Annotated in this window: 24 protein-coding genes; 17 read left to right on the forward strand and 7 right to left on the reverse strand. The window is 49.7% G+C overall.

What is annotated here, in order from left to right; all coding sequences use genetic code 11:
• Positions 1–84: 84 nt before the first annotated feature.
• Complete coding sequence (locus HI950_RS26350) at positions 85–495, reverse strand: ImmA/IrrE family metallo-endopeptidase (RefSeq protein ID WP_169089368.1); 411 nt, start codon at positions 493–495, stop codon at positions 85–87.
• An 8-nt stretch (positions 496–503) separates the two neighbouring features.
• On the reverse strand, positions 504–932 hold the full coding sequence (locus tag HI950_RS26355; RefSeq protein ID WP_169089370.1) for a helix-turn-helix domain-containing protein: 429 nt from the start codon (positions 930–932) through the stop codon (positions 504–506).
• A 257-nt stretch (positions 933–1189) separates the two neighbouring features.
• Here HI950_RS26355 and HI950_RS26360 point away from each other — a divergent pair, with 257 nt between their 5' ends.
• From HI950_RS26360 to HI950_RS26370, 3 genes are all read left to right on the forward strand, one after another.
• Complete coding sequence (locus tag HI950_RS26360; protein ID WP_169089372.1) at positions 1190–1810, forward strand: ECF-type sigma factor; 621 nt, start codon at positions 1190–1192, stop codon at positions 1808–1810.
• A gap of 173 nt (positions 1811–1983) precedes the next feature.
• Complete coding sequence (locus HI950_RS26365; RefSeq protein WP_169089374.1) at positions 1984–2451, forward strand: phage holin family protein; 468 nt, start codon at positions 1984–1986, stop codon at positions 2449–2451.
• A 230-nt stretch (positions 2452–2681) separates the two neighbouring features.
• Entirely contained in the window at positions 2682–2837 is a 156-nt protein-coding gene (locus HI950_RS26370; protein ID WP_187768168.1) for a sporulation protein YjcZ, read from the forward strand.
• A gap of 164 nt (positions 2838–3001) precedes the next feature.
• On the opposite strand, the gene HI950_RS26375 is transcribed toward HI950_RS26370, so the two are convergent.
• Positions 3002–3799: an HAD family hydrolase gene (locus HI950_RS26375; protein WP_169089376.1), complete on the reverse strand. Its 798-nt coding sequence runs from the start codon at positions 3797–3799 to the stop codon at positions 3002–3004.
• Between the two features lie 261 nt (positions 3800–4060).
• Here HI950_RS26375 and HI950_RS26380 point away from each other — a divergent pair, with 261 nt between their 5' ends.
• From HI950_RS26380 to HI950_RS26410, 7 genes are all read left to right on the forward strand, one after another.
• Positions 4061–5128: an ABC transporter ATP-binding protein gene (locus HI950_RS26380; protein WP_169089378.1), complete on the forward strand. Its 1068-nt coding sequence runs from the start codon at positions 4061–4063 to the stop codon at positions 5126–5128.
• 33 nt (positions 5129–5161) lie between these two features.
• A complete protein-coding gene (locus tag HI950_RS26385; protein ID WP_169089535.1) occupies positions 5162–6868 on the forward strand; it encodes a putative 2-aminoethylphosphonate ABC transporter permease subunit in 1707 nt (568 codons plus the stop codon).
• A gap of 45 nt (positions 6869–6913) precedes the next feature.
• Positions 6914–7711 (forward strand): phosphonoacetaldehyde hydrolase, encoded by a 798-nt coding sequence (gene phnX, locus HI950_RS26390; RefSeq protein ID WP_169089380.1) that lies wholly within the window; start codon positions 6914–6916, stop codon positions 7709–7711.
• Positions 7708–8838, forward strand: a complete 1131-nt coding sequence (gene phnW / locus HI950_RS26395) for a 2-aminoethylphosphonate--pyruvate transaminase (protein ID WP_169089382.1) — start codon at positions 7708–7710, stop codon at positions 8836–8838. The genes phnX and phnW overlap by 4 nt, the downstream gene beginning before the upstream one ends.
• Positions 8839–9044: 206 nt before the next feature.
• Positions 9045–9830 (forward strand): DeoR/GlpR family DNA-binding transcription regulator, encoded by a 786-nt coding sequence (locus HI950_RS26400; protein ID WP_169089384.1) that lies wholly within the window; start codon positions 9045–9047, stop codon positions 9828–9830.
• A gap of 196 nt (positions 9831–10026) precedes the next feature.
• Complete coding sequence (locus HI950_RS26405) at positions 10027–11133, forward strand: putative 2-aminoethylphosphonate ABC transporter substrate-binding protein (protein ID WP_169089386.1); 1107 nt, start codon at positions 10027–10029, stop codon at positions 11131–11133.
• Positions 11134–11249: 116 nt separating this feature from the next.
• Positions 11250–11414: a hypothetical protein gene (locus HI950_RS26410; RefSeq protein WP_169089388.1), complete on the forward strand. Its 165-nt coding sequence runs from the start codon at positions 11250–11252 to the stop codon at positions 11412–11414.
• 102 nt (positions 11415–11516) lie between these two features.
• On the opposite strand, the gene HI950_RS26415 is transcribed toward HI950_RS26410, so the two are convergent.
• The 4 genes from HI950_RS26415 to HI950_RS26430 are packed head-to-tail and all read right to left on the reverse strand — an operon-like array spanning position 11517 to position 15441.
• Entirely contained in the window at positions 11517–11981 is a 465-nt protein-coding gene (locus HI950_RS26415) for a RidA family protein (protein ID WP_053374277.1), read from the reverse strand.
• Between the two features lie 44 nt (positions 11982–12025).
• Entirely contained in the window at positions 12026–13630 is a 1605-nt protein-coding gene (locus tag HI950_RS26420; RefSeq protein WP_169089390.1) for an N-acyl-D-amino-acid deacylase family protein, read from the reverse strand.
• 21 nt (positions 13631–13651) lie between these two features.
• A complete protein-coding gene (locus HI950_RS26425; RefSeq protein WP_169089392.1) occupies positions 13652–14785 on the reverse strand; it encodes an alanine racemase in 1134 nt (377 codons plus the stop codon).
• Positions 14782–15441, reverse strand: a complete 660-nt coding sequence (locus HI950_RS26430) for a helix-turn-helix transcriptional regulator (protein ID WP_169089394.1) — start codon at positions 15439–15441, stop codon at positions 14782–14784. The genes HI950_RS26425 and HI950_RS26430 overlap by 4 nt, the downstream gene beginning before the upstream one ends.
• Before the next feature lie 161 nt (positions 15442–15602).
• On the opposite strand from HI950_RS26430, the gene HI950_RS26435 reads away from it, so the two are divergent.
• From HI950_RS26435 to HI950_RS26465, 7 genes are all read left to right on the forward strand, one after another.
• Complete coding sequence (locus HI950_RS26435; protein ID WP_169089396.1) at positions 15603–17378, forward strand: cache domain-containing sensor histidine kinase; 1776 nt, start codon at positions 15603–15605, stop codon at positions 17376–17378.
• Positions 17375–18910, forward strand: coding sequence for a helix-turn-helix domain-containing protein (locus tag HI950_RS26440; protein WP_169089398.1), 1536 nt, complete (start codon positions 17375–17377; stop codon positions 18908–18910). The genes HI950_RS26435 and HI950_RS26440 overlap by 4 nt, the downstream gene beginning before the upstream one ends.
• A gap of 97 nt (positions 18911–19007) precedes the next feature.
• The gene (locus HI950_RS26445) at positions 19008–20336 is read left to right on the forward strand and encodes an extracellular solute-binding protein (RefSeq protein WP_169089400.1); all 1329 of its coding nucleotides are present in this window, start codon (positions 19008–19010) and stop codon (positions 20334–20336) included.
• 277 nt (positions 20337–20613) lie between these two features.
• The gene (locus tag HI950_RS26450) at positions 20614–21486 is read left to right on the forward strand and encodes a carbohydrate ABC transporter permease (RefSeq protein ID WP_169089402.1); all 873 of its coding nucleotides are present in this window, start codon (positions 20614–20616) and stop codon (positions 21484–21486) included.
• A 17-nt stretch (positions 21487–21503) separates the two neighbouring features.
• Positions 21504–22385 (forward strand): carbohydrate ABC transporter permease, encoded by an 882-nt coding sequence (locus tag HI950_RS26455; protein ID WP_223285511.1) that lies wholly within the window; start codon positions 21504–21506, stop codon positions 22383–22385.
• A 689-nt stretch (positions 22386–23074) separates the two neighbouring features.
• Positions 23075–24127, forward strand: coding sequence for a CobW family GTP-binding protein (locus HI950_RS26460; protein WP_169089406.1), 1053 nt, complete (start codon positions 23075–23077; stop codon positions 24125–24127).
• Positions 24128–24270: 143 nt separating this feature from the next.
• Entirely contained in the window at positions 24271–24801 is a 531-nt protein-coding gene (locus HI950_RS26465) for a hypothetical protein (protein WP_169089408.1), read from the forward strand.
• Positions 24802–24963: the final 162 nt, after the last annotated feature.

Raw genomic sequence — 24963 nt, forward strand, 5'->3', positions numbered from 1 at the left:
GTTTGTCATAGCTCTAGACTGCTTGCAGATTGTTCAAGTTAGTCTATCTAACACCAGCACTGCGTTTTATAATAAAACCTCGCTTCAAAAATAAAACTTATGCATTTCCGCGGGAACGCGATTGCGCATAAGAAGCTCCTCAAGCGTCTCGCTCGCAGCGGGAGAATCGCCGGCTGTCAGCAGCCGTACGGCAAATTTGCTCGCTTGCCGCTCATACTTTCCCACATTAAAAAAAGATTGCTCATCCAGCCAAAAGCGATTGAATCCAGGATGCAGCCGGTCATGCCCAAGCTCATGCGCGCATACGAACCGGCGCCAATCCTCCGGCAGCGCATCGTGAATGACAATAAACCGGCGGCGCAGCTTTTTGAAATAGAGACCGCGCGTGCCTTGTCCGAGGTCGGCGTAACGAATATGGATGCCAAGGCCTTCTGCGATGGTGAATGGATCGTTAGTTTTGAATTTTCGAATGAGCTTTAAAATCATTTTATCCATAGCATCACCTACCCTTTGGCATCAACATCAGGAGCATCGCCCTTCGGCTCGTTCTTTTTTTTGTGCTTATTCATTTGCTTCGCCTCCCAGAACAGTCCGGTCAGCACATCCATGACACGCTGGCGATCGGTAGCACTCATCGGAACGCCATCGAACATAATTTCCCCGTCTTCCTCAAGCAGCTTCTTAAAGTCGCGCTTATCTTTATACGTTGCCCAATCGGGTATTGTTGCCGAAGCAGCATCGCGGCCAAGCAAATAATCGGTGGTCGTATTCAAAATGTCAGCCATTTTTTGCAGGTCCTCGCTCGTTGGCGTAACCCGGTCATTTTCGATATGCCCAAAATTGGATCGGCCCATCTCAAGCTTCGAGGCGACATCCTGCTGTGTTAACCCACGCTCGACGCGCAGCTGCTTTATTCTCGTTCCTAATGACATTTTAAATACCCTCCATTTTTTCAATATTCGGTATTTTAAATACTTGACGGTAATTAAAATACCGAATACAATGAGATTCATCAGACGAACACATACAGCAATTTATCAGAAAAGCCGAATGGCTATTTTAACTACTTCTTTGTTAGTATATTTTCCATTAATAGTATTGTCAATACCAATCCATCCACTATATTTTTTTGACATGAACGGTATTTAAAATACCAAAAGTCAATTAAAACCTATGGGAGGTTATGCGAATGAAACAGGAACAACACGTGATTGATCAATTAAATGCTTACAAACGGCTTAAAGCAAGAAAGAAACAGCTGGAGGGGACATCGGTTGGCCCTGGCGTACGGCTAAGCGCAATGTCGGAGGATGATCATTTGCAGGAGCTCCATCGACAGCTGCGGAAGCTGCCTTCCTATATGTATTTGGATGAGCAGGAGCAGCGGATCGAGGCAGCGGCGCATGCCAACCTATCGAAATATCCGCTTGGAACAAAAGCGCAGCTAAGCGAAGTAATTAGAAGCCGTGCGACTGCGAGTCCAGAGGATGAGAAGCTGCTGAGGGAGCTGGAGAAAAAGATCGAGAAGGTGCTTGAAGCGCGAGCAGGCTCGGCAGGGTTTGAGGGCTATATGGGTGTGATTGATAAAATCAGCGAGCTTCAAGATATTGAGAAGCAGCTGCAAGACATCGACCAAGCGCTCGACGCGCTCGAAGCCTATGAACCCGAATACGCTCGGCTGCTGAAGCTGCGCTTTATTGAAGGGAAGCCTACAGAATTTGTTGCTTCTGAGCTTGGAATCGTCGATCGGACGTTCCGAAGGTGGAAGCAAAAGGCGCTTGCGGAGGTTGTCCGCTTTCTGTCCGGCTAATGTCCGTTTTCGCTCAAATAACCGTGCTATTATGATATTGTGCAATAGATCATAAGCGGGGACGAGCGGTGGACAATACCGAGCGTCCCTTTTGTTTTTCCTAGGAAGGGGGGTGGATCAGAGGTAGGCGCTAGAGCTTGAAATCGATTTCCAATATGAAAAGGAGGTTCTTCATGAACAAACAAATGCTATCCGATTATTTCCTAGATGGTGAGCTAACCGCAGCTGCGCTGGGCGCTTTTTTTGAGCCTTTAATAGACGCGGCATATGGCCAAGGCCGTTTAATACCAATAACACTTCTAATAATCGTAATTGCGCTAGATTGGATAACAGGCATAGCTGCCTCACATAAAGACAAAACCTGCTCCTCTGAATATGGGATGATCGGGGTGCTACGAACTCTATTTCTCCTGGCATTGCCCGTCCTTTCCAAGCTGCTAGATTCGATGCTAAGTATGCCTGGACTTTTCTTTTATACCATTACGCTAGGGATTATATATCACACTTGGCTGTCTCTGACAGCTAATGCATACAGGGCAGGCTGGGAGAAATGGATTCCTAAATCGGTGATCGAACATATTGATAGTGAGCTGAAAGCGAAGGTAGAGCGAGCGACTAGAAGAAACTCAAACCATGATTAAACACATTGAACATTTCCCCAAAAGACTCGCCGCTGACTACTATGGTCTGCGGTGAGCATTTTTTTTCAATTTGCAGACCATTCAGTTCGGTATCAAAATCATCATGCTAGGCGTTTCAATATACCCCATAAATAACCATTTAGGCATTTGCTCATTTCCTCCAAAAGCCCATACGTTTTTCACTCAGAATCATAGGATACTGTGTAAGTTAACAAAAAGGAGATGAACACATGAGCTATGGAGTAGCAGGTGCTAATGTAGGACCTGGACACTGCGCACCTTATCCAGTTGCAGGCGTAAGCAATTGCGGCGGCGGATTTTCAAGCATTGGATTTATTCTCGTTCTCTTTATCCTACTTGTCATTATATCTCGTTCTTGGCTGTAATCATTGCCAAGCAAGAGCTAACACGTAATCCGATCTATGCGTATATCCACTAAATGCAACCATAATAGCATCCCCGCAGGCCTAAGCCGCGGGGATGTTATATTTATGCTTTAGGGACAAGCTGCAGCTGTATTTATTCTACGATGATTCGAGCGATTATAATATCAGCCGATTGGCTTGAGTGGAAGCAATGCTTCAATTTCGAGAAGCGACTTGATTTCAAAGGTTGGCCGAGCGGCGTTGCTTGGAAGCTTCAGCCCTGATCGATTCAACCAGGCGCTTGCAATTCCAGATCGGCTTGCCCCCAGTATATCGGTAAACAAATTGTCCCCGACCATTAAGCATTGCTCAGGTGTCAGCCCCGCAAGCTCCATGCAGTGCTCGAAAATTTTTGGAGAAGGCTTGCCGCAGCCCACCTCACCGGAAATGACAATATGGCTGAAAAAAGCGGATAAGCCGCTCACGCCAAACAGCTTCTCTTTCTGCAAATCAGGCGTACCGTTCGTGAGCAGCATGAGCGGGTAGTTTGTATGTAAAGAATGCAGCGCTTTAAAAGTATCTTCATATATATAAGGACGCTTTCGTCTCTCCGCCGGAAAGGTTTCCGCAAGCTCGGCAGCCAGCTTTTCGTTATAAATGCCCAGCTCCTTTAATCCGCTTCCCCATACCGCTTTACGATAAAAGGGTGCAAGCTCTCGCATGCGCCGAAGCTCCGGCGCAGCCCCATCGTCAAAGCGAGCCCACAATGCTTCCATCGCCGTTACTTCAATATTTGCTAGGTAAGAATGCCCCTCCAGCTCCTCAAATAAAGAATGAGCATGGCTTATGACCTCCTGCTTAAGAAGGATGGCAGCCGAGTCGTCTGCCAGCTTCGCTGCCTTGCATGTCGCATCGAGCGCCTCCTCTGTACTTTTCTCATCCCATATAAGCGTATTATCCAGATCAAAAATAATAGTGTTCATTGGCTTGGAGTCCGTCCTTTGTTTGGTTGGTAGTTTGCTATTAAAAAAACATAAAAACAAGCTAATAGCTTCATATAATCCGATCTTCATGCCAATAAAACAATTAAATCAATCATAAAACAATTAAACACACAATATTTACTTGCGTTTGACATGCAGTTAACAAAACTATTTTAGAATACAAATAGGTTAACGAAGCGAAGCCACCACTTAATGATAGCGTATATGATGCTTGAAAACGAGGATGCAAGGAGAATGAGAATGAAAAATGAAGGATTGGCGATTAACGGTATTCGCAAGGCATTCGGCAGCTTTCAAGCGCTCCATGATGTCAGCGTTCATATTCCAAAAGGCAAATTCACCTGTTTATTAGGCCCAAGCGGTTGCGGCAAGACGACCTTGCTTCGCATTATAGCAGGCCTTGAGCAGGCGGATACTGGCACGGTCATTCTGGATGGCAACGATATTACGATGCAGCCTACGGCCAAGCGCAACTTTGGCATCGTCTTTCAATCGTATGCGCTGTTTCCGAATCTGAACGTTTGCGACAACATCGGTTATGGGCTCAAAGGCAAGCAGCCGAAGCGCCAAATTGAAGAACGAGTGAAGGAGATGCTCGAGCTTATTGGATTAACTGAAGTAAGGGACAGGTATCCAACGCAGCTCTCGGGAGGCCAGCAGCAGCGCGTCGCGCTGGCGAGAGCAATAGCTCTCTCGCCTGACGTTTTGCTGCTTGATGAGCCGCTGTCTGCGCTGGATGCGAAGGTAAGAGAGAAGCTGCGGGAGCAGCTTTGCGAGCTGCAAGAGCAGCTGGGCATTACGACGGTAATGGTTACCCATGACCAAGAGGAGGCGCTGACGATGGCGGATCAAATCGTCGTCATGGATCACGGGCGAGTCGTGCAAATCGGCACGCCGCAGGAGGTCTATGATAGGCCGAATACGCCGTTTGTCGCTGATTTTATCGGGGCGATTAACTTTTTCCCGGCGGGAACCATGAGGTGGGGCGATGCTGACCCAAATGATTTGCTCGCGATCAGACCGGAGCATATTCAGATTGAAGAGCAGCCAAACTTAGCTTCTCATCAATTGGACGGCGGGATGAGCGGATTTGTTCAGCATGTGGAATTTCGTGGCGCTTTCTACCGTGTCAGCCTGCAGATGGCTAATGAATTCGGCAAGCAGACGGACATCCATGTAACGGTAGACATTTCGGCGCAAATCGCGAACCGGTTCGAGTGGTCGCGCAACAAGCGGCTTCATCTTCATTTGCCGCAGGAGCGTATGCTTCATTATCCGGCGGCTGGCGCTGCGATCGTAGAGGTGTAGGGAATGAAAGTAAAATCAAATCAAGCCTTGCCTATGCCATGGATGAAGAGAACCAAGAGGAGCAGGCTGGAGAGCAACTGGCTGATGAAGCTGATGCTGATCGTTTCTTTGCTTGCACTGATTACGGTTATCGTGCTGCCGCTGTTATCGTTGTTTAAACAGGCATTCGTTGATTCCAAAGGCAATCTAGCTGGCCTAACCAATTTTGCAACCTATCTGCAGTCCAAATCGCTCATTCAATCGATGCTGAACACGGTCACGGTATCGGCGTCTACAACGGCAATCGCTGTTCCGCTAGCCTTTGGACTAGCCTATGTATTGACGCGCACGAACATAAAAGGAAAATCGTTCTTCAAAGCGCTCGCCATGCTGCCCTTATTTGCGCCAACGATGATGCATGGAATTGCCCTTACGTACTTGTTCGGTCACCAGGGGCTTATTTCTACAGGCTTGTTCGGCCTGCTGCCGTTCGAATGGCGAATTCCGCTCTATGGGTCGACAGGCATCATTATTTCGGAGGTCATCTACACGTTTCCGCAGGCATTTCTTATTTTGTGCGCAGGACTGGCAATCAGCGATTATCGCTTATACGAGGCTGCCGAGTCGATGGGAGCCAGCGGTTTGCGGAAAATGGTGACGATTACGCTGCCGTCTGTAAAATACGCGCTGCTAAGCGCGGTAGTCATTTGCTTTACGCTCAGCTTCACCGACTTTGGCGCGCCGAAGGTCGTTGGCGGACAGTTTAACGTACTGGCAACCGATATCTTCAAGCAGGTCGTCGGTCAGCAAAATATGTCCATGGGCGCTGTAGTTGGCATCGTGCTGACGATTCCCGCCATTATCGCCTTCGTCGTTGACCGAATCGTTACGCGGAAGCAGCAGGCTTATGTCACATCGAAGTCGGTTCCTTATTCCGTGAAGAACAATCGGCTTCGCAATGTATGGGCTTATGCTTACGCCATTATTTTGTCAGCCTTGATACTGCTGCTGATGGGAGCGGTCATACTCGCCTCCGTCGTGAAGAAATGGCCGTATGACATGTCGTTTACTTGGAGCAACTTCGATTTCTCAAATGCGGCGGCAGGCGGGTTCGATCCGTTCTGGAACAGCATCGAGATGGCGGCGTGGACAGCGATTATCGGAACGATCGTAACCTTTATGTTCGCCTACTTAATCGAAAATGGGCGTGTCTGTCGTCCGGTCAGGCAAGCAGCGTATTTCCTTTCTATCCTGCCGCTTGCGCTTCCGGGTCTCGTCATCGGACTATCCTATATTTATTTCTTTAATCATCCGGCGAACCCGTTTCACTTTGTATACGGGACGATGGTCATCCTTGTTTTGGCGAATGTCGTGCATTTCTACTCGGTTCCTTTCATGACCGCGACAGCCACATTGAAAATGCTGGACAAGGAATTTGATAACGTCTCTGAGTCTATGAATGTTTCGAAGCTGCGCACGTTCGCTCGCATTACGGTGCCGTTATCCTTGCCAGCTATTTTGGAAATGGCAGTCTATTTTTTCGTAAATGCGATGGTGACGGTTTCTGCGCTGGTCTTCTTGTACGCTTCGGATTTGCGGCTAGCTTCGGTATCCATCGTAAGCATGGATGACGCGGGAGATACGGCAGCAGCCGCTGCGATGTCCGTACTGGTGGTGCTTCTTAATATAGTCGTTCGCTTCCTCTATGAAGCGGGGACGTCGAGGCTGCGCCGCAAAATGTCAGCTTGGCAGAAGCGGTAAAGGCCGTTTTTTTAAAAAACAACTAGCAGTGGAGGGCATTTAATCATGATAAAAACAGTCATTTTGGATTGGGCAGGCACAGTGGTGGATTACGGCAGCTTTGCTCCGGTTGAAGCATTTCGCCGATTATTCGAAGGAAAAGGCGTTGAAGCATCGTTCAATGCGATCCGAAAGCCGATGGGACGGATGAAAAAGGATCATTTGCGCGACATTTGCGCAGATGAAGGCGTAGCTGCCGCATGGCGGGCGAAGTTTGGCAGCGCGCCAAGCGAGAGCGATATCGACGAAATGTATGAAAAATTTGAACCGATGCTATTCTCTATTCTCGATCAATATGCAACTCCGGTGCCAGGCTCGCTTGCGCTCATAGCTAGATTGCGCGAGCAGGGCATAAAGATAGGGACAACGACGGGCTATACGCGCCCAATGATGGATATTATTGCGCCGGAAGCGGCTAAGCAGGGCTATTCGCCGGACAGTACGGTAACGCCTGATGAGGCGGCAGAAGGACGCCCGCATCCTTGGATGATTTACCGCAACGCGGAGCTGCTCGGCACTTATCCGATGAGCAGTATCGTCAAATGCGGCGATACCGAAGCGGATATGCGAGAGGGACGGAATGCGGGCGTCTGGTCGGTAGGGGTTATTTTTGGCGGGAATGAGATCGGTCTGACGCAAGCGGAAACGGATTCCCTGACGGCTGGGGAGAAGGAGAAGCTCTTCGTTGAGGTATCGGATCGCTTGATGCAAGCGGGGGCTCATTTTATTATTCGCGAGATCGGCGAGCTGGATGGCGTAATCGCACATATTAACGAACGACTGCAAGCGGGTGAACGTCCATGAAATTATCAAACGAAACATTAGCCTTAACCGAAAATCCGTATTTGCTGCTGACGCCGGGGCCTTTGTCGACGACTCGAAGCGTGAAGGAAGCGATGATGAAGGACTGGTGCACGTGGGACGAGGAGTATAATCGGCTCGTCGCCTCCATTCGAGAGAGGCTGGTGCAGCTGGCTGCCCCAACGGCAGCGGACGATTATACAGCTGTATTGATGCAAGGCAGCGGGACGTTTAGCGTGGAAGCGACCATAGGTACGGCATTGCCAAAGACAGGCGGCAAGCTAGCGATTGCGGTTAATGGCGCATATGGAGAGCGAATCGTCCAAATCGCCAAGGTGCTCGGCATTCCGGTTACGGTAGTACGCTTCGACGAGCGCTGTCCGATTGATCCGGAACGATTCGAGCAAGCCTTGCAAAGCGATCCAGCCATTACGCATGCGGCCATTGTCCATTGCGAGACGACGACAGGGATTCTTAACCCGCTGCTGGAAATTGCCGAGGTGATCAAGCGCCGGAGGGTCACATTTATCGTTGATGCTATGAGCAGCTTCGGCGGCGTAGCGCTAGACATGCATGAGCTAGGCATTGATTTTCTGATCAGCAGCAGCAACAAATGCATTCAGGGCGTACCCGGCTTTGGCTTTGTTGTCGCACGCCGCGATGCGATTGCGATGTGCAAGGATCATGCGCGTTCCTTGTCGCTCGATCTATACGACCAATGGGATATGATGGAGCGTTCCAATAGCAAATGGCGATATACATCGCCAACGCATGTCGTAAGGGCGTTCGATCAAGCGCTGAAGGAGCTGGAGCTTGAAGGCGGTATTGAGGCTCGGCAAGTGCGCTATAGGAGAAACCAGCGCGTTTTGACCGATGGCATGGAGGAAGCGGGCTTCTCCGCGCTGCTGCCTCGCGAGTGGCAGTCGCCCATCATCACCGCTTTTCGTTACCCGAGCAGCGACTTCTCGTTCGAATCCTTTTATGCGGGCTTGAAGAAGGAAGGATTCGTGCTGTATCCGGGAAAGCTCACCTCGGAGCCAACTTTCCGAATCGGCAGCATCGGTGATGTGCATCCTTCCGACATGGATCGGCTCGTTGATGTCATCAAAAGATTTTATAACGAGAAATAGAACACACTCAAGGCACAAGCTCATCTATACGCATCCGGGGACGGGTATCTCGGTGAAGTGATCGTTCGAGCAGAGCGTCATCTTTGTGCAATTAAGCAAGAGCGGCATTTTCATACATGAAAAGATTGAGAGTTTAGTAGAAGTGCGCTAGAATACGGATATTAATCATAACGGAAGCCTAAGCTGAAGATGAAGGGGATATCGCGATGTCGCTAGCCGGAGAAGAGCGGAAGCAGATCATCATTAATATGCTGCAACTGAAAGGAAAGGTTCGTACGCCTGAGCTGGTACAGGCGCTTGACGTATCATCGGAAACGATCCGCCGTTATTTGGAGGAGCTGGAGGATGAGCTCAAGCTCAAGCGAGTGTACGGCGGCGCCATAAAAATCAACGTGGAGAGGGAAGAGCCCGCTTACGTTCGGCGCGAGGTGCAGCAGGCCGAGGAGAAAAGAAGGATTGGACGGGCTGCAGCTTCCCTTATTCAGGACAAGGATGTTGTTGTCATCGATGACGGTACGACCACGCAGCAAATGATTGATTCGCTCGTTTACAAAAAACAGCTTACGGTGCTCGTGTCGTCCGTCTATACCTTGAATTTGCTGATCGGCTACAAAAACAGGAACATTTTCGACGGCGAAATTGTTCTGATCGGGGGCCGGATCAATCCGAAGCATTACCGGACCTCGGGAACGCTTGCGATGGAGTTTATGTCTAATTTCAACGTGGACAAGGCATTTATCGTCGCGGATGGCTTGCAGATCGATAGCGGCATAACGAGCTACGAGGATGATCGCGGCGTGCTGGCAAGAACTTTTATGAAACAGGCGAAGCAAACGATTGTGTTAGCGGACCATACGAAGATTGGCACAAGCCATTATTATAAAATAGCCGACTTCAAAGAGATCGATATGATTATTAGCGATGTGGCGCCTCCGCCGGCTTGGCGTTCCAAGCTGGATGACCAGGATGTGCACTGGATCGTAGCGGATTAGGGAATGGATATACGGAGCCTTTAAGTCTACCACCGACTTAAAGGCTCTTTTTATTGCGGATGAAGTCGCAAGTAAAAACACAATTTTAACGATAAAACAAAAAACAAAACAATTTATTTACTTGTATTTTACAGTGTGTTAAACAAACAAGCATATAGTAGAGCTAGAGAAGAACAACCAAAAGGGAGAGAGAAAAATGAAAAAGAGCTGGTTTTTGCTAATAAGTATGATGGTTATCGTAACAACGATTTTATCTGCATGCGGAGGCAATGGGGGAGCGGGCAGCGCAGGGAGCGACGTATCAGGCAATTCCCCAAAAGGATCAGAATCAGCATTTGATACGGAGAGCAAGGAGCTTACCGTCTATACTGCGCTTGAGGATGACCTGATCAAGGAATATTTGAAAACGTATAAAGAAAAGCACCCTGACATCAAATTAAACATCGTTCGCGATTCAACGGGCATTATTACAGCTAAGCTGCTTGCCGAGAAGGATAATCCGCAGGCAGACGTCGTATGGGGCGTTGCGGCAACGAGCCTCCTTGTCCTTGACCAAAACAGCATGCTTGAGCCTTATTCGCCGGTTGGCGTTGACCGCATTCAGGCCGAGTTCAAAGATAGTGCAAGCCCAGAGCACTGGGTAGGCATCGATGCGTGGGAAACGGCGATTATCGCGAATACGGTTGAGCTGGATAAAAAAGGGCTGGCCGTACCGCAATCCTATGAGGATTTGCTAAAGCCTGAATATAAAGGACTAATCACGATGCCTAACCCAGCTTCCTCCGGAACGGGCTTTCTAACGGTATCGGGCCTGCAGCAGCTGCTTGGAGCGGATAAAGGATGGGAATACCTAGACAAGCTTCATGAAAATATCGGCATTTACACCCATTCGGGCTCGAAACCGGCGAAAATGGCAGGCACAGGCGAATATCCTATTGGAATCTCATTTGGCTACCGCGGCATTAAAGAGAAAAACGACGGCTCACCGGTTGAAGTGGTATTCCCATCTGAAGGCTCAGGCTGGGATGTAGAGGCGAATGCGTTGATGAAAAAACCGAAAATCAAAAAAGCGGCGCAGCAGTTTCTGGACTGGGCGATTACGGATGATGCAATGGCGGAATATAGCAAAAACTATCCAATCGTTGCCGTAAAGGGCGATGCATCCGTCATTCCGGACGGCTATACAAAAAATCCAATTGAGCAATTGATTAAATACGATCTCCAGGAAGCGGCGAAGCAGCGCGAAAACGTGCTTGGCGAGTGGAGCACTCGTTACGACAGCAAGAGCGAGCCGAAATCATAAGCGGCAAACGTGCGGGCTTCTAGAAAAATGTACAGGAGCACATTTATCGCAATAGCCTATACACATTTCGCCATAAATCATAGGATACTGTACCTTAATAAAAAGGAGATGAACAAATGAGCTATGGAGTAGGGGGAGTTGGCGCAGGTCACTGCGGTCCAGCTTATCCAGTTGCAGGCGTCGGAAGCTGCGGGGCAGTTGGCGGATTAGGTACTGGACTTGGCATTATATTGGTACTTTTCATTCTGCTTGTTATTATTTCCCGTTCTTGGTGGTGCTAGTAGACTAAGCTTACTTGTAAATCGGTTAAATTGCGTTTCCACTAATTGAAATAGCATTCAAAACCCCCAAGTGCCTGAGCCTTGGGGGTTTTGCATGGCAGGCTACTCGCGAACTTCTGCGATAAGCTCAATTTCAACTGGCGTATGGAAGGGAAGGTCGCTTGTACCGATAGCGGAGCGGGCATGGCGGCCATTTTCGCCGAACACTTCAATTAGCAAATCGGATGCCCCGTTAAGCACGTACGGCTGATCGCCGAAGCCCGGAGCGCTGTTGATAAAGCCGAGAATTTTGACGATTTTCACAACGCGGTCAAGATCTCCTAGGTGAGCTTTCATTGCTGCAAGCAGGTTGATTACGATTTGGCGCGCTGCTTCTTGTCCTTGCTCGATCGTCAGATCGGAGCCGACTTTACCTTCGTACATGAGAACGCCATCGATGCGGCAGTCAAAGCCCGAAGTGTAGATCAGGTTGCCTGTTTGGTTCACCGGAATGTAGGAAAATTTTGGTTTTGTTGTTTCTGGCAAAGTAATGCCAAGCTCGGCAAGACGTTTTTCAATAATGGACATGATGATAACAGCTCCTCATAAATGAATTGTATAGTAATGGTCAGCTAGTGCGTACAGCAATGCTGCGCGCGAATAAGCTGTCCTTCACGTTTATGCGTATGTGTGCCATTTTCTAGCGTAAGCTTCCCTGCGACGATAACCTTCGAGATGCCTGACGGGTATTGACGCGGCTCCTCGAAGGTGGCTGTATCTTGGATGACAGCCGGGTCAAAAACAGTTATGTCGGCGATGTAGCCCGGTACAAGCAGGCCTCGCTTGCCAAGCTTAAAGCGCTGAACAGGGAAGGATGTCAGCTTGCGAACCGCTTGCTCTAACGACAGCACCTTGTCCTCGCGTACATATTTGGCGAAGACGCGCGGGAAAGTGCCGTATGTCCGCGGATGCGGCTTGCCGATCTCGCAGTTCAGGCTGTCGGATGCGATTAGCGATTTCTCGTAGCCAATGACCTGCTTCACGTCGTCATCCGACATATGGAAGTAGACGATGGCGATTTGGCCGTTTTCCTCGAGCAGAAGATCCATCATGCAGTCGATCGGATGCTGGCTGCGAAGCTCGGCAACCTCGGCAATCGATTTTCCTTCATAGCTCTTGTTCGCTTCGGTCTGCATCGACGAGATGATGATGCTGGACCAGCCGGTGGAGCATACGAGGTTGTCCCACGTCTCTTGCTCATGGCTGAGCTCCTCTTTGATGCGCGTGCGAAGCGCCTTATTGCGAAACGCTTCAAGCGTTGCTTCAATGCCGCCCTCAAGCACCCAAGGCGGGAGGACGGTCGTTAGCGTCGTCGAGCCTGCAGCGTAAGGATACACATCAACCGTGACGTCCATGCCGCGTGCTCTTGCCGCTTCCACAAGCTCTAGCGCGTCAAGCGCTTTGCCCCAGTTGGCGCGGCCGGCCGCCTTCAGATGGCTGATATGAAGCGAGATGCCTGCCTGTTCCGCGATCCAAATAACCTCGGCAACGGAAGGCAGCAAGTTGTTGCCCTCTCCGCGAATATGGGTGGAGAGCAGGCCGTTGTACTTCGGCAGCACGCTGCAAAGCTCAGCAAGCTCTTCGCGGGAGGTGTAGCTGCCCGGCGCATAGAGCAGGCCGATTGACAAGCCGATGGCACCAGCGCGCAGCCCTTCTTCAAGCAGCGATTTCATGCGTTCGATCTCGTCCTTAGACGCAGGACGGTTCTCGAAGCCCATTACCGCGATGCGCAGCGCTCCGTGCGCGACATAGGTTGCGATATGCTCGGAAGGATTCGAGCGGCCAACAAAATCCATATATTGACCGACCGTTTCCCACGGCCATTCCCAAGTCGTACTGCCGAGTACCGGCTGCACGTACGTTTGCAGCAGGTTGGCTTTTTCCCGAACAAATGGAGCGGGTGCAAGCCCGCAGTTGCCGACAACCTCAGTCGTCACGCCTTGCTGCAGCTTAATTTCGCTATGGGGATGGTCGATAATCATCAGGTCAGAGTGGCAGTGTCCGTCGATGAAGCCGGGAGAGATGACCTTGCGTTCAACATCAATAACCCTTTCAGCCTCTTGATCAATGCGCCCGATGGCAACGATCAGGCCATCCTTTACGCCTACATCGCCGTTATACCAAGGATTGCCGCTTCCATCAACGATTTTGCCGTTTTTCAGTATAAGATCGAGCATGCTATGATCCTCCTTTTCTCGCTATTCGAGCATTCCTCGTGCCGCAACGGAAGTTTTGCGCAGTACGCCTGTCGCTTCCTTGATGTATACGAAGTTGTGTAAATTGACCGTGCTGCAAATGTGATTAGGGATGATGCGAATGACATCCCCAACTTGATAAGCAGAATCCGGGTTCACGTGAATCATGCCATGCTCTTCATTCATTCGCTCAAGCACCGCATCTGGATCACCGACGATATTGCCGAAGCCCTTGAGGAACAGCGGCGCATGGCCCGGCTGCACGTCTGTCGCGAATGTTTTGCTGCCGCCGTCAATGATGATTAAGTCTGGCAATGGACGGCTTACGACTGTGGCATGCACGGCGCCAGCGCAATGATCAAGAGTGGTGATGCCAAAGACAGTCTGCATCCGGTCCTGATAAATGTAAGTGCCGGGACGTACCTCCGTCACGCCCTCTACCTCGGCAGCGGCAGCAGACGTCGGCGAGGAGCCAACGCTCACATCATGAATCGCGATGCCGGCGCTTCTTAAGACTGCCGCTGCATCTGCCATAAGGCGGCCTTCTTCGAGACCTGCCGCTCTCACATCGAGCGTCGATGCTCCGGCAACCATCGTGCCGCGATAGGTGAAGATGCCGCTCAGCTTAATCCCCTCAAGCTCGGTGATTTGTTTGGCGAGCTGCACCGCTGTATCGATCGCTGCTCCCGTACGCTTCAGCCCGGTATCGAGCTCGAGGCGCACCTCAAGCTCAGCGCCTTCGCGAACGGCTACCTCAGAAATACGCTTTGCGCCTTCTAAGCTGTCAACGCCGATGATTAGCCGAATGCCCGATAGACTTAGTCGCGCGGCACGTTCAATTTTGGATTTCGCGATAATCGGATAAGCGACAAATATGTCGCTTATCCCGCTGCCCGCCATAACTTCAGCCTCGGAAATTTTTGCAACGGTAATGCCGATAGCGCCAGCAGCGAGCTGCCTTGCGGCCATCTCCGGCAGCTTATGCGTTTTCGCATGGGGACGAAGCTTAACGCCAAAGGGCTTCACCTTTTCCGCCATAGCGGCGATATTGGCATTTACAAGATTGCTGTCGATGACAAGGCAAGGGGTTTCCAGCTCGCGGCCTTCATACAAAGCTTCAGTCGATTTGCCACTCATTCTACTGCTCCTCCTTCGCTGTCAGCGCCCTTGGATTCCTCCAAATAGCTGTATAGCGTAAATTTAGAAATGCTCAGGTAGCTGCAAACCTTCTCGCCTGATTTTTTAATGAGAAAAGCGCCCTTTTGATCGAGCAGCTGAATGAATTTGATTTTGTCTTCCTTGGCCATTGTCGCCGGCGGCTTGCCAATCGTTTCTTGCGCTTCTTGCAAAAGCGTATCGAGCAGGTCGCTCACATTGCTGACGAAGGATTCTCGAACGGGCGTAAAGCCGCTTGCCGTTAGCGATTGGAGCGTTTTCTCCGCCACCATCAGATCAGTGATGTCGAAGTTGATGCATAGCGCTCCGATAATGGTGCCGGCGTTGTTTTTGACATACATGGAAGTAGAGCGAAGGATTCGCCCGTCCTTCGTTTGCGTGACATAGTTATGTCGGTTGTCGCCCTCTGACGTACCCCGCATAATTTCGAGGCCTAGATTCGTGCCGGGGTCTCCGACCTCTCGTCCTGTTACGTGGCCGTTCTCGATAATAACGATCGTGCTGTCAACCGGCTTCGACCAGTCGTGCACGACGACCTCGCAGCGCTCTCCGAATTGCGCCGTAATGCCCTTGGCCATCTCTGTCAAAAAGAGAAATTCCTGCGATATTGATTCCATTCTGCGTTCACTCTCCCGTTTCCTTACAGCCTCGTTGCCCACATGGTACTATGACTTGCGCAAAAAATCAAACAAAAAATCTGTTAACCTAAAAAAAAGTATGATAGGATGTTTTTATTCTTTTATGCTTCACGACACGACATCAGAAGAGGTGATGAGGCATGCGCTGGATCAGCAGTTCATTAAAGCGGAAGCTGTCCTTTTTGCTGCTGCTATCGGTTTTAATTCCTCTGCTTGCGCTGGGCTTATTCGCCTACAACATGGCGGCGACGGCTACGGAGGAGAAGGCGAAGCAGTCAGGCACGAGCATTTTGCGGCAAACGGGCACGAACCTGGAGTTCATTGTGCAGGACATCGAGAATATGTCGCTATTTCTGATCGGGCAAAAGGATGTTCAGCAATATTTGAGCAGCTCAAGCGAAAATGCGGTCAAGCAGACGCAGATGATTGAATTTTTATCTAACCTTGTCTTCTCCAAAGGCTATATATCAGACATTACGATTTACCCTTTGAATCAATCTCATCCCGTATCCAATACGACGATATTCGAAACGGAACTCGCCGAGCTGACGGGGCAGGATGTGCGGCATTATCAATCCAGCGTAAAATGGTGGACCAGCCGCTACGAGACGAACACAGCTGCGGGAGTAAAGCAGGTCATCTCGCTGGTGAGGCCGATCCGCAGCCTTAATAGCTTTAAACAGATAGGAACGCTTGTCATAAGCCTCAACGAAGAAGCGGTGTCCCTGCTGCTTATGCAAGCGGGAATCCCGGCAGGCGGCTATGTCGTGTTGTCGAATGAAGACGGGTTTGTCTTGTCCGGCAGCGAAAAGAATGAATCCATAACATCGATGGACAAGCTGCTGCCAGGGCTTACGGTACGGGGAAGCTCGGGTACGCTTAATTATGGCGAAGGTGAAAACAAGCAGACGATCCTTTACGATACGGTAGGCGACGTCGGTTGGCGGCTGACAGGCGTCATGCCGTTCGCGGAATACAAAGCGCAAAACAATTACGTCCTCCAGCTGATGGCGATCGTAATCATTTTTTCGGTGCTGCTCGTCGCAGCGCTTGTCCTTTACTTTGTTCAAAGGGTGACCAATCCGCTTATCATGCTGACTCAGTTTCTAAAGCATTCCAATCCAGAGGAGCCGATGCAGACGTATCCCGTGGAATCGATGGATGAGGTGGGCCAGCTCGTGCGCAGCTACAATAAGCTGAGCGAGCGGATCGAAGGTTTGACCGAGCAGGTTAAGCTGGAGGAATCCTATAAAAAAGAAGCCGATATGCATGCGCTGCAGGCGCAAATCAATCCCCATTTTCTATACAATACGCTTTCGTCTATTCATTGGATGGCGCTTATGAACCAAGATGCGAAAACTGCCGATATGGTGGGCAGCTTGAGCGATTTTATGCGATTCAGCTTGAATAAGGGAGAGGAATATTGCTCGGTGGAGCAGGAGGCTGCGCATGCCGGACATTATGCCAACATCCAGTCGATTCGTTTTCCGAATAAATTTAAGCTTACTGTAGATATCGATCCAGCGCTGCTTGACCAAACGATGCTGAAGCTGCTGCTGCAGCCTTTGATCGAAAATGCACTTATTCATGGCATACAAAAGCAAGCGGAGCCCGGTGAAATCAGGGTTGCCGCGCATAAGCAGGGCTCATCCATGGCTTTCGCGGTCGAGGATACGGGAGCAGGCATCGATGCCGGCAAGCTGGCTGCTATTTATAAGGAGCTTCACGGGCCAGATGATCGAAAAAGGGAACGCGAGCGCTTGGAGCGCGGCAGCTACGGGCTGCGCAACGTTCATAAGCGGCTGCAGCTGCACTACGGTACGGAAGCGGGGCTTCGTATTGAAAGCACGGAAAGAATCGGCACTCGCGTGTCCTTCTTGATCCCCATGCTAATCGAGGGAGGAAAAGCCGAATGAAGCTGTTGATCGTGGATGACGAGGTTATTATTCGAACGGGGCTTAGCACTGTTATTAAGTGGGCGGAGCTTGGCTATGAGCTTTTGGAGCCGGCAGAATCAGCCGAGGAAGCATTGTCACGCCTAGAGGCGGAGCGGCCGGAAATTGTCCTGACAGACATTCAAATGACCGGACGCAGCGGGCTGGAGCTTGCTGGCGAGGTCAGGCGGCTTCTGCCAGACAGTGAAGTCATTATTTTGACAGGCTACGATCAATTCTCGTATGCGCAGCAGGCGATTCGTGAAGGAGCAGGCGATTATTTGCTTAAAACGAGTCGGCCTGACGAGATTATTCGAGCAGTAAACGGGGCGAAGCAGCGAATATTGCAAAAGTGGGAATCGTTAAAACGAGACCAGCTTCGCGATAGGCTTATGGAGCGCCTTGTTGAAGGCACGGAGCTGGACAGCAGATCGGAGGATAAGGCTGCAAAGCTGCTGCCGCAGTTGAGGATGAACGAGGCTTCCTTTTACCAAGCTGCCATTATTTCGGCTGAAGGCTGGGGCGATGCGGCTGGACACAGCTATTTATTATTGTTTGCCGTTCACAATATGATTAGCGAGCTGATTGAAGGGGAAGCGCTGCTGCGCAACGACAGCTTAGTCGTTCTGCTTAGGTATGAGAGCCCTCGAGGGGATAACTCTCAGCTTGCTAGAGTGCTTGATCGAATTGCACGCAAGCTCAAATGCAAGCTTTTTGCCGCAGCAGGCTCCGTCGTCCCGAATTGGCGTACGCTGAAAGCCTCCTATGCGGAGGCGACCTATACGTTTTTGTACAAAGGGATAACAGCAGAAGAAGGATTGCTTACCTATGAGGATATAAGAGGACGGCGAGGCGGGCGTACGATCTGCTCGCAGGAGGAGGAAGGGCAGCTTACCGCATTATTTCAAGAGGGAGATTCCGCAAAGCTGGGTCAATGGATCGAACAGCTTATTGAGCTTCAGCTCTTGGACCCGAGCACGACGCCGGAATCGCTACGAAGATTTCTTCATTCGGTCCAAATTTCTGCCTATCGCTGGGTGGAGCGAGTCGTGACTGCCTACGGCGATGCGTCTATGTTGTCGGGCGTGAAGCTCGCGCACAGCATGACCTCTTCCCAAACAGCTACCCGAGCAGAAACGCTATTTGAACAGCTGAATGAGCTAATGGGAATGTACCGCGAATCGGTAGAGCAGGAAGGGATACCTTACATCAAACGTTCCATTGCTTATATTCATGACCACTTGGACAAGGAGCTGACATTGCAGCAGGTTGCCAGGCATGTTCACCTTAATCCCAATCATTTCAGCGAGGTGTTCAAACGGGAGACGGGTCTGACGTATATCGAGTTCGTGACTCGTTTGAGAATGGACCTTGCCAAGCGGCTGCTGGAGGAATCGCCGATTAAAGTAAGTGAGGTAGCAGGCCGTGTAGGCTACGTGGATATGAAATATTTTAGCCAACTATTCAAGCGCAGTACAGGCTATACCCCGTCAGAGTACAGGTCCAGAAGCTGAAGTTTATCTACCCTACTCCCGAGTTCTGTCCCCTGCCCATGTCTTCTTCGTTTCCCTATACTCGGAGATAAGACAAATATCAAGGAGGAAACATGACATGAAGAAGACATTAACAATCGCGATTATGGTCACTCTTATGATTTCAGTTTTGGCAGCATGCGGCGGGACGAATAATAATGGCAAGACAAACGAAAGCGGCGAAGAGGCTGCAGCGGAAAAAGTGAAGCTTAGCTTATGGCATAACTTTACGGGCGAGGATCTAAGAGCGCAAACGATGCGCTCGATCATCGAGCAGTTCCAGACTGATCACCCGAACATTTCGCTCGATATTCAGGCAATTCCGCCGGACGGCTACAAAACGCGTCTTAAAACAGTCGCGGCAGCTGATGAAATGCCGGATGTATTCATTTTATCGAATGGCTCCATGACACAGGAGTTTTCCGCAGGCGGACTTATTCAACCGGTGAATGAGCTGATTGACAGCCACCCGGATTGGAAGGAAGGCTTCATGCCGAACTCCTTCGACGCATTTACGGTTGACGGCAACATTTACAGCGCTCCGATGGGCTTGTCTCCAACCTCGATTCTGTACTACAACAAAACGATTCTTGAGCAAAACGGCCTAACGGTTCCTAAAACATGGGATGAGCTGCTTAACGCGATCAGCGTGTTGAAAGCAAAGAAAATTACGCCAATCGCACTAGGCAACAAAGCGGCGTGGCTGGCTCAATCTAGTATTTTCAGCTCGCTGGCTGATCGCGTAACGGGAACAGAATGGTTCCTAAAGGCTGCTAGCCAAGATGGAGCGGCATTTACAGATCCTGAGTTCGTACAGGCTCTTACTTACATGCAGCAGCTTGGCGAAGCTGGCGCCTTCCAAGATGGCTTCAATTCGATCGACAACACACAAATGGAGCAAATGTTTGCGCAAGGGCAAGCGGCAATGATGATCGACGGCGGCTGGGCATTATCCAATCTAGCATCTAACGCTTCAGAGGATGCGCTTAAGGCGATGGGTGCGACGGTTCTTCCATCTATCCCAGGTGGCAAGGGCGACCCTAATTCACTGTCGGGCGTAGTCGGCGTAGGGATGGGCCTTGGCAAGGATGCAACCGGCAAGAAGAAGGAAGCGGCATTCGAGCTCATCTATGCGATGTCCGGCCCTGATGCGCAGAAGCGTACGCTTGAGAGCAATCAGCTTGTAAGCTACAAAGCAGAGCTTGATAAGAGCAAAGTATCTCCGATTTTTAGCGAAGTATATGATCTGGTGAACAAAGTGAAGATGACTCCGGTCTATGATGGCATACTAACCTCCGCAGGAGCAGATGCAGTAAACAACGGTCTGCAAGAGCTATTGATGGGCGGCAAGCCGGAAGACATAGCCAAAAAAATCCAAGAGGCGCAAGCGAAGGCATTAGGCAAGTAAACAAGCGGCTAAAAATAGGACAGCGGTTATTTTCTAGCAAAGCCCGGAAGAAGATCCAGTGACTTTTGGAGCTAGGCAAAATGGAAATAACCTGTCCCTTAGCTTGTACTTGCGAAGCGGGTTTGGTGCACTAGCGCAGCAAACCTTAGGCTAATGCTTACGAAGTAGGTTTGCTGCGCAAACCTTGGCTAATGCTTACGAAGTAGGTTTGCTGCGCAAACCTTGGCTAATGCTTACGAAGTAGGTTTGCTGCGCAAACCTTTAGGAGGAGACGAATATGTCATCATCTTTACGCATCAGAGGCTTTATCGCTATCGGACTTCTTCCGGCGCTTGCGCTGTTTGTCTTTTTCGTTATCGTACCGATAATATGGTCGGCCTATTACGGCTTTTTCGATTGGAAGGGCATTGGTGCGATGCGCTTTATCGGCTTGGATAACTATAAGGAGGTTTTGCAAGATCGGCTGTTTTGGCATTCGTTCAAAAACAACCTGCTCATCGTTGCCGCCTCTGTTTTCGGCCAAGTTCCGATTGCGCTGCTGCTATCGTTAGTGCTGCTCAAAAATGGCTGGTTCCAGAAGTTTATCCGCGCGTCTATCTTTATGCCGATGGTGCTCTCATCCGTCGTAGTCGGCATCATCTGGGGCTACATTTATCATCCGCAAATCGGTGTGCTGAACTTTTTGCTCGACAGCCTCGGATTAAGCAGTTGGAAGCAGCAATGGCTGTCCGATCCATCTATTTCGATGTATGCCATTATGGTACCGATTATTTGGCTTAACGTAGGCCCTTATCTCATTATGTTCATTGCCGCTTTGCAAAATATTCCGAGCGAAATCGACGATGCCGCTCAAATCGACGGCGCGCACGGCTCTCGCAAGCTGTTCTCCATCAAGCTGCCTATGATTTGGGACACGATTAAGGTTGCGGTGGTGCTTTGCATATCGGGCAGTCTAAAAGCATTTGATCTCATTTATGTAATGACCGGCGGGGGACCTGCGAACTCGACTGAGCTGCTTGCCTCATATATGTACAATAATACGTTTTCGATTTATCGATTTGGTTACGGAAGCGCGGTATCCACGATGATTATTATCATCAGCTTAATTCTTGTAGCAGGAAGCCAGTACCTAATGAAATCCAAAAAATAACGGAGGGGATCATGTTAATGACTACGCCATCGATAAGCGCCGTTCAATCAGCCTCCTCCGGAGGATTGGGAGCCGGACTGCGCAAGCTGAGAGGGAGCTTGTTATCCGTAGGTTTGACGATATACGCAGTGGTAACGCTCTATCCGCTCATTTGGTTGTTTATTAGCGCATTTAAAACGAACGAGGAATTTTATTCGCGCCCATTCGGCTTGCCGGATGTTTGGAATTGGAGCAATTACGCCCGCGCTTGGGAAGTAGCAGATATGGGTACAGCGTTCATGAACTCGGTCATCGTTACGGTAATCGCCCTTGTTATCACGCTAGTAATGGGCGCATTATGCGCTTATGTGATCTCACGCTTTCAATTCAGAGGCAAGCTGCTCGTTCTCGGAACATTTATGCTGGGCATGCTCATTCCTATCCATAGTACGCTCGTTCCCTTGTTTATATTGATGAACAAAATTGATATTTTGAATACGTATGCTGCACTGATCCTGCCATATACGGCGTTTGAGCTGCCGATCGCGATCTTCGTCTGCGTGGCTTATATGAACAACTTTCCGAAAGAAATTGAAGAGGCTGCGATGATAGACGGATCAGGCTATTGGGGGATTTTTCTTCGCATGATGCTTCCGTTGTCCTTGCCGGCGCTGGCAACTGTCGGTATTCTCGCCTTCTTGAGATATTGGAATGATTTCTCCTTTGCACTTGTATTTATTAGTGATCCAGGCTTAAAGACGCTGCCGCTTAGCCTATCGATCTTTGCAACCGGCTACTCGACGGACTACAAGCTTACGATGGCAGCGATGGCGCTAGCAGTAGTTCCAACTATCATCGTGTACCTTGTATTTCAGGAGCAGGTCATGAAGGGGATGACAGCGGGAGCTGTTAAGGGCTAAAACGCAAAAAGACGGTATTGTATCCATACGTGGGCGATACCGTTTTTTCTTTGTTTGAAGTTGTGGCCCTTCACCTGCGCACATTCTAGCACTCAAGCAGACACCCGCACCCGCACCTAAGACGTTAAATTATTTAAGTAAAGCTGGCTACGTTGCAGTTTGTGCAATAGAATGTTTCCGATTGGCGAAACTGCGGACGTACAGTGTATTTTGTGCAATGGAATTTCCTGAAATGGTTGAATTAACGATTTGTGCCAGCCATTCTGTTGCAAATATGCAGTGTAGATGGTTAGATTTGGCTTCATGTAAGGTTTCTGTTGCAGAAACTGCAACAGAAATTGCGCTGTAGAGTGCGGACAAGTGAGACGGCCAACATTAGCAGCATCACCACCAGCCACTAGCATCTTCAGCAGCACGAACACCCCACCACCACCATCATCATCAAAATCTGTTTGTTTACTCTATAAAACTCATTTATATTCTTTTAAATATGACCGATTAGGCAGGCATCTCCTTAAATGTCTATAATGTCAGTAGAGGCTTTTGATTTAGAAAATAATAAATTTCCATTGTAATAGTCGACAGTTACAATTTTGTACGTCTCAAATAGATGTAAGAGCGTAACAATTACGATATAATGGAACCATTCATGCTCGGTTTAAAATATGGCATACGGGAGATATCACACGATGAAAACAAATAATGAACAAAATATACCTGTACATTTACTTTCGGGCTTTCTAGGGAGCGGGAAGACGACGCTGCTAAGAAGAATGCTGGACTATTATACGGCGCAAGGGAAGAAGCCAGCCGTTATTATGAACGAGCTTGGGGATATCAACCTGGATGGCCAACTGGTAGGCGACGAGGTGCCGATGGCGGAAATGCTGAGCGGCTGCATCTGCTGTACGATGCGCGGTGATTTGGGCATGGAGATCAGCTCGCTGATCAATGAGCATCAGCCGGATGTCATCTTTATAGAGTCAACGGGTGCCGCCAATCCGATGGAAACGCTGGACGGGGTAACCGAGGCGGCTATGTACAAGTCGATTGATCTACGCAGCGTCATAACGGTAGTCGATGGGCCGGAGCTGCTCGCGCGCAGCCGCGATGGCAAAGGTCGGACATTCAAGCTGATGCAGGAGCAAATCCGCTGCGCAACGATTTTGTTATTGAATAAAGCGGACAAGCTTGAGCCTGATCAGCTCGTAGAGGCGCAGCAGCAGCTGCGCGAGCTAAATGGCCATGCTCAGATCATCGCGACTGTCCGCTGCGCGATTGACGATTGGAGCTGGCTGGATGCAGAAGTGGAATCGCACTTGCAGGAGCATCAGCGCACAGCTATGGAAGCGGGGCATATCGCTAATCATACACATATTGAAGGCGAGGAATGCTCAATTGCAGGCTGCACTCATGACCATGACCATGCAGCCCATCATCATTCGCACGAGCATGTCATGGTTGTAACGCATTATTGGCGCAGCCCGGTAAGCAGCGAGGCATTTGAGTCGCTCCTTCAGCGGCTGCCGGACAACATTTACCGTGCGAAGGGAATCGTGACGTTTACGGATGCGCCAAGCCGCTTTCTTTTTCAATACGCGTACAAGGAATCTGATTTTTTAAGAATTGACCCGCAGGGTCAAGTCAATGATGTGGCAGTATTTATTGGTGAACATTTCTCAAAGGCTTGGCTGCTGCGCGAGCTGGAGCTTTTGGAGCAAGCTGCACATACAGCAGATTAATGCCGACTATCTGGTTTATCACCATCATAACTTGTCGAAAATTGCCATTATCATGTCTATTCAAGTGAATGCTTGGGCAAAATAAGCCAGATGAGGCGTAACCTTATCGCCTCTGCATCACGAATGGAAAGGTGTGGCAGAAAATGATTAAAAAATGGTTTATCCCCGCCGTGGCGCTTGCCGTGCTGTTTTCGGTCGCTCCTGTATGGGCGGCAAAATCGGTAGCAGCTTTGCCTGAAGCTTCATTAGTCGTTCAGCACCCTAAAGAGTCCGATTTGGACAGCGAGCATAAGCATCACAAGGGAAAAATGACGCGTAAAGATTTTGAAGCTTATCGATTAGAGAAGCTGAAGGAATTGGCGACCTATTTCGGCATCCAAACCGACGGCAAGAACGCTGATCAGTTGAAGAAAGAAGTAGAAGCAGCGAAGCTTGCGAATAAAGACAAGTGGGAAGCGTTCAAAGCGGAGCATCAAGCGAAGCGGCTGGAGCACTTGCGCAAAATAGCCGAGGAGCATGGCATTAAGACAGAGGGCAAATCGTCGGAGCAGCTGCGTGAGGAGCTTTACAACCTTCATGGCGGGAAGGGCAAACGTCCTCATCGTTTGGAGGATCATGACCGCGCGATCGAAGATAATGACGATAAGCAAAAGGAAAAGAAAAACCAAGTGTAGGGAGAATGAAAAAGTGCCGCCAAGTCTTTGACTAGGCGGCTTTTTTATTTTGAAACAAAGAAAAAGAAAGATTGGTGGATACTGTAAATTGCCCAAATTAATAATAGGGTAAATTGACTCTTGCCAAGAAGATTCCAAGTGTCGAAAAGTAGTTTTTTGTCG

It is taken from the genome of Paenibacillus sp. PL91, from assembly GCF_012935325.2.
In the GTDB taxonomy this organism is placed as follows: domain Bacteria; phylum Bacillota; class Bacilli; order Paenibacillales; family Paenibacillaceae; genus Pristimantibacillus.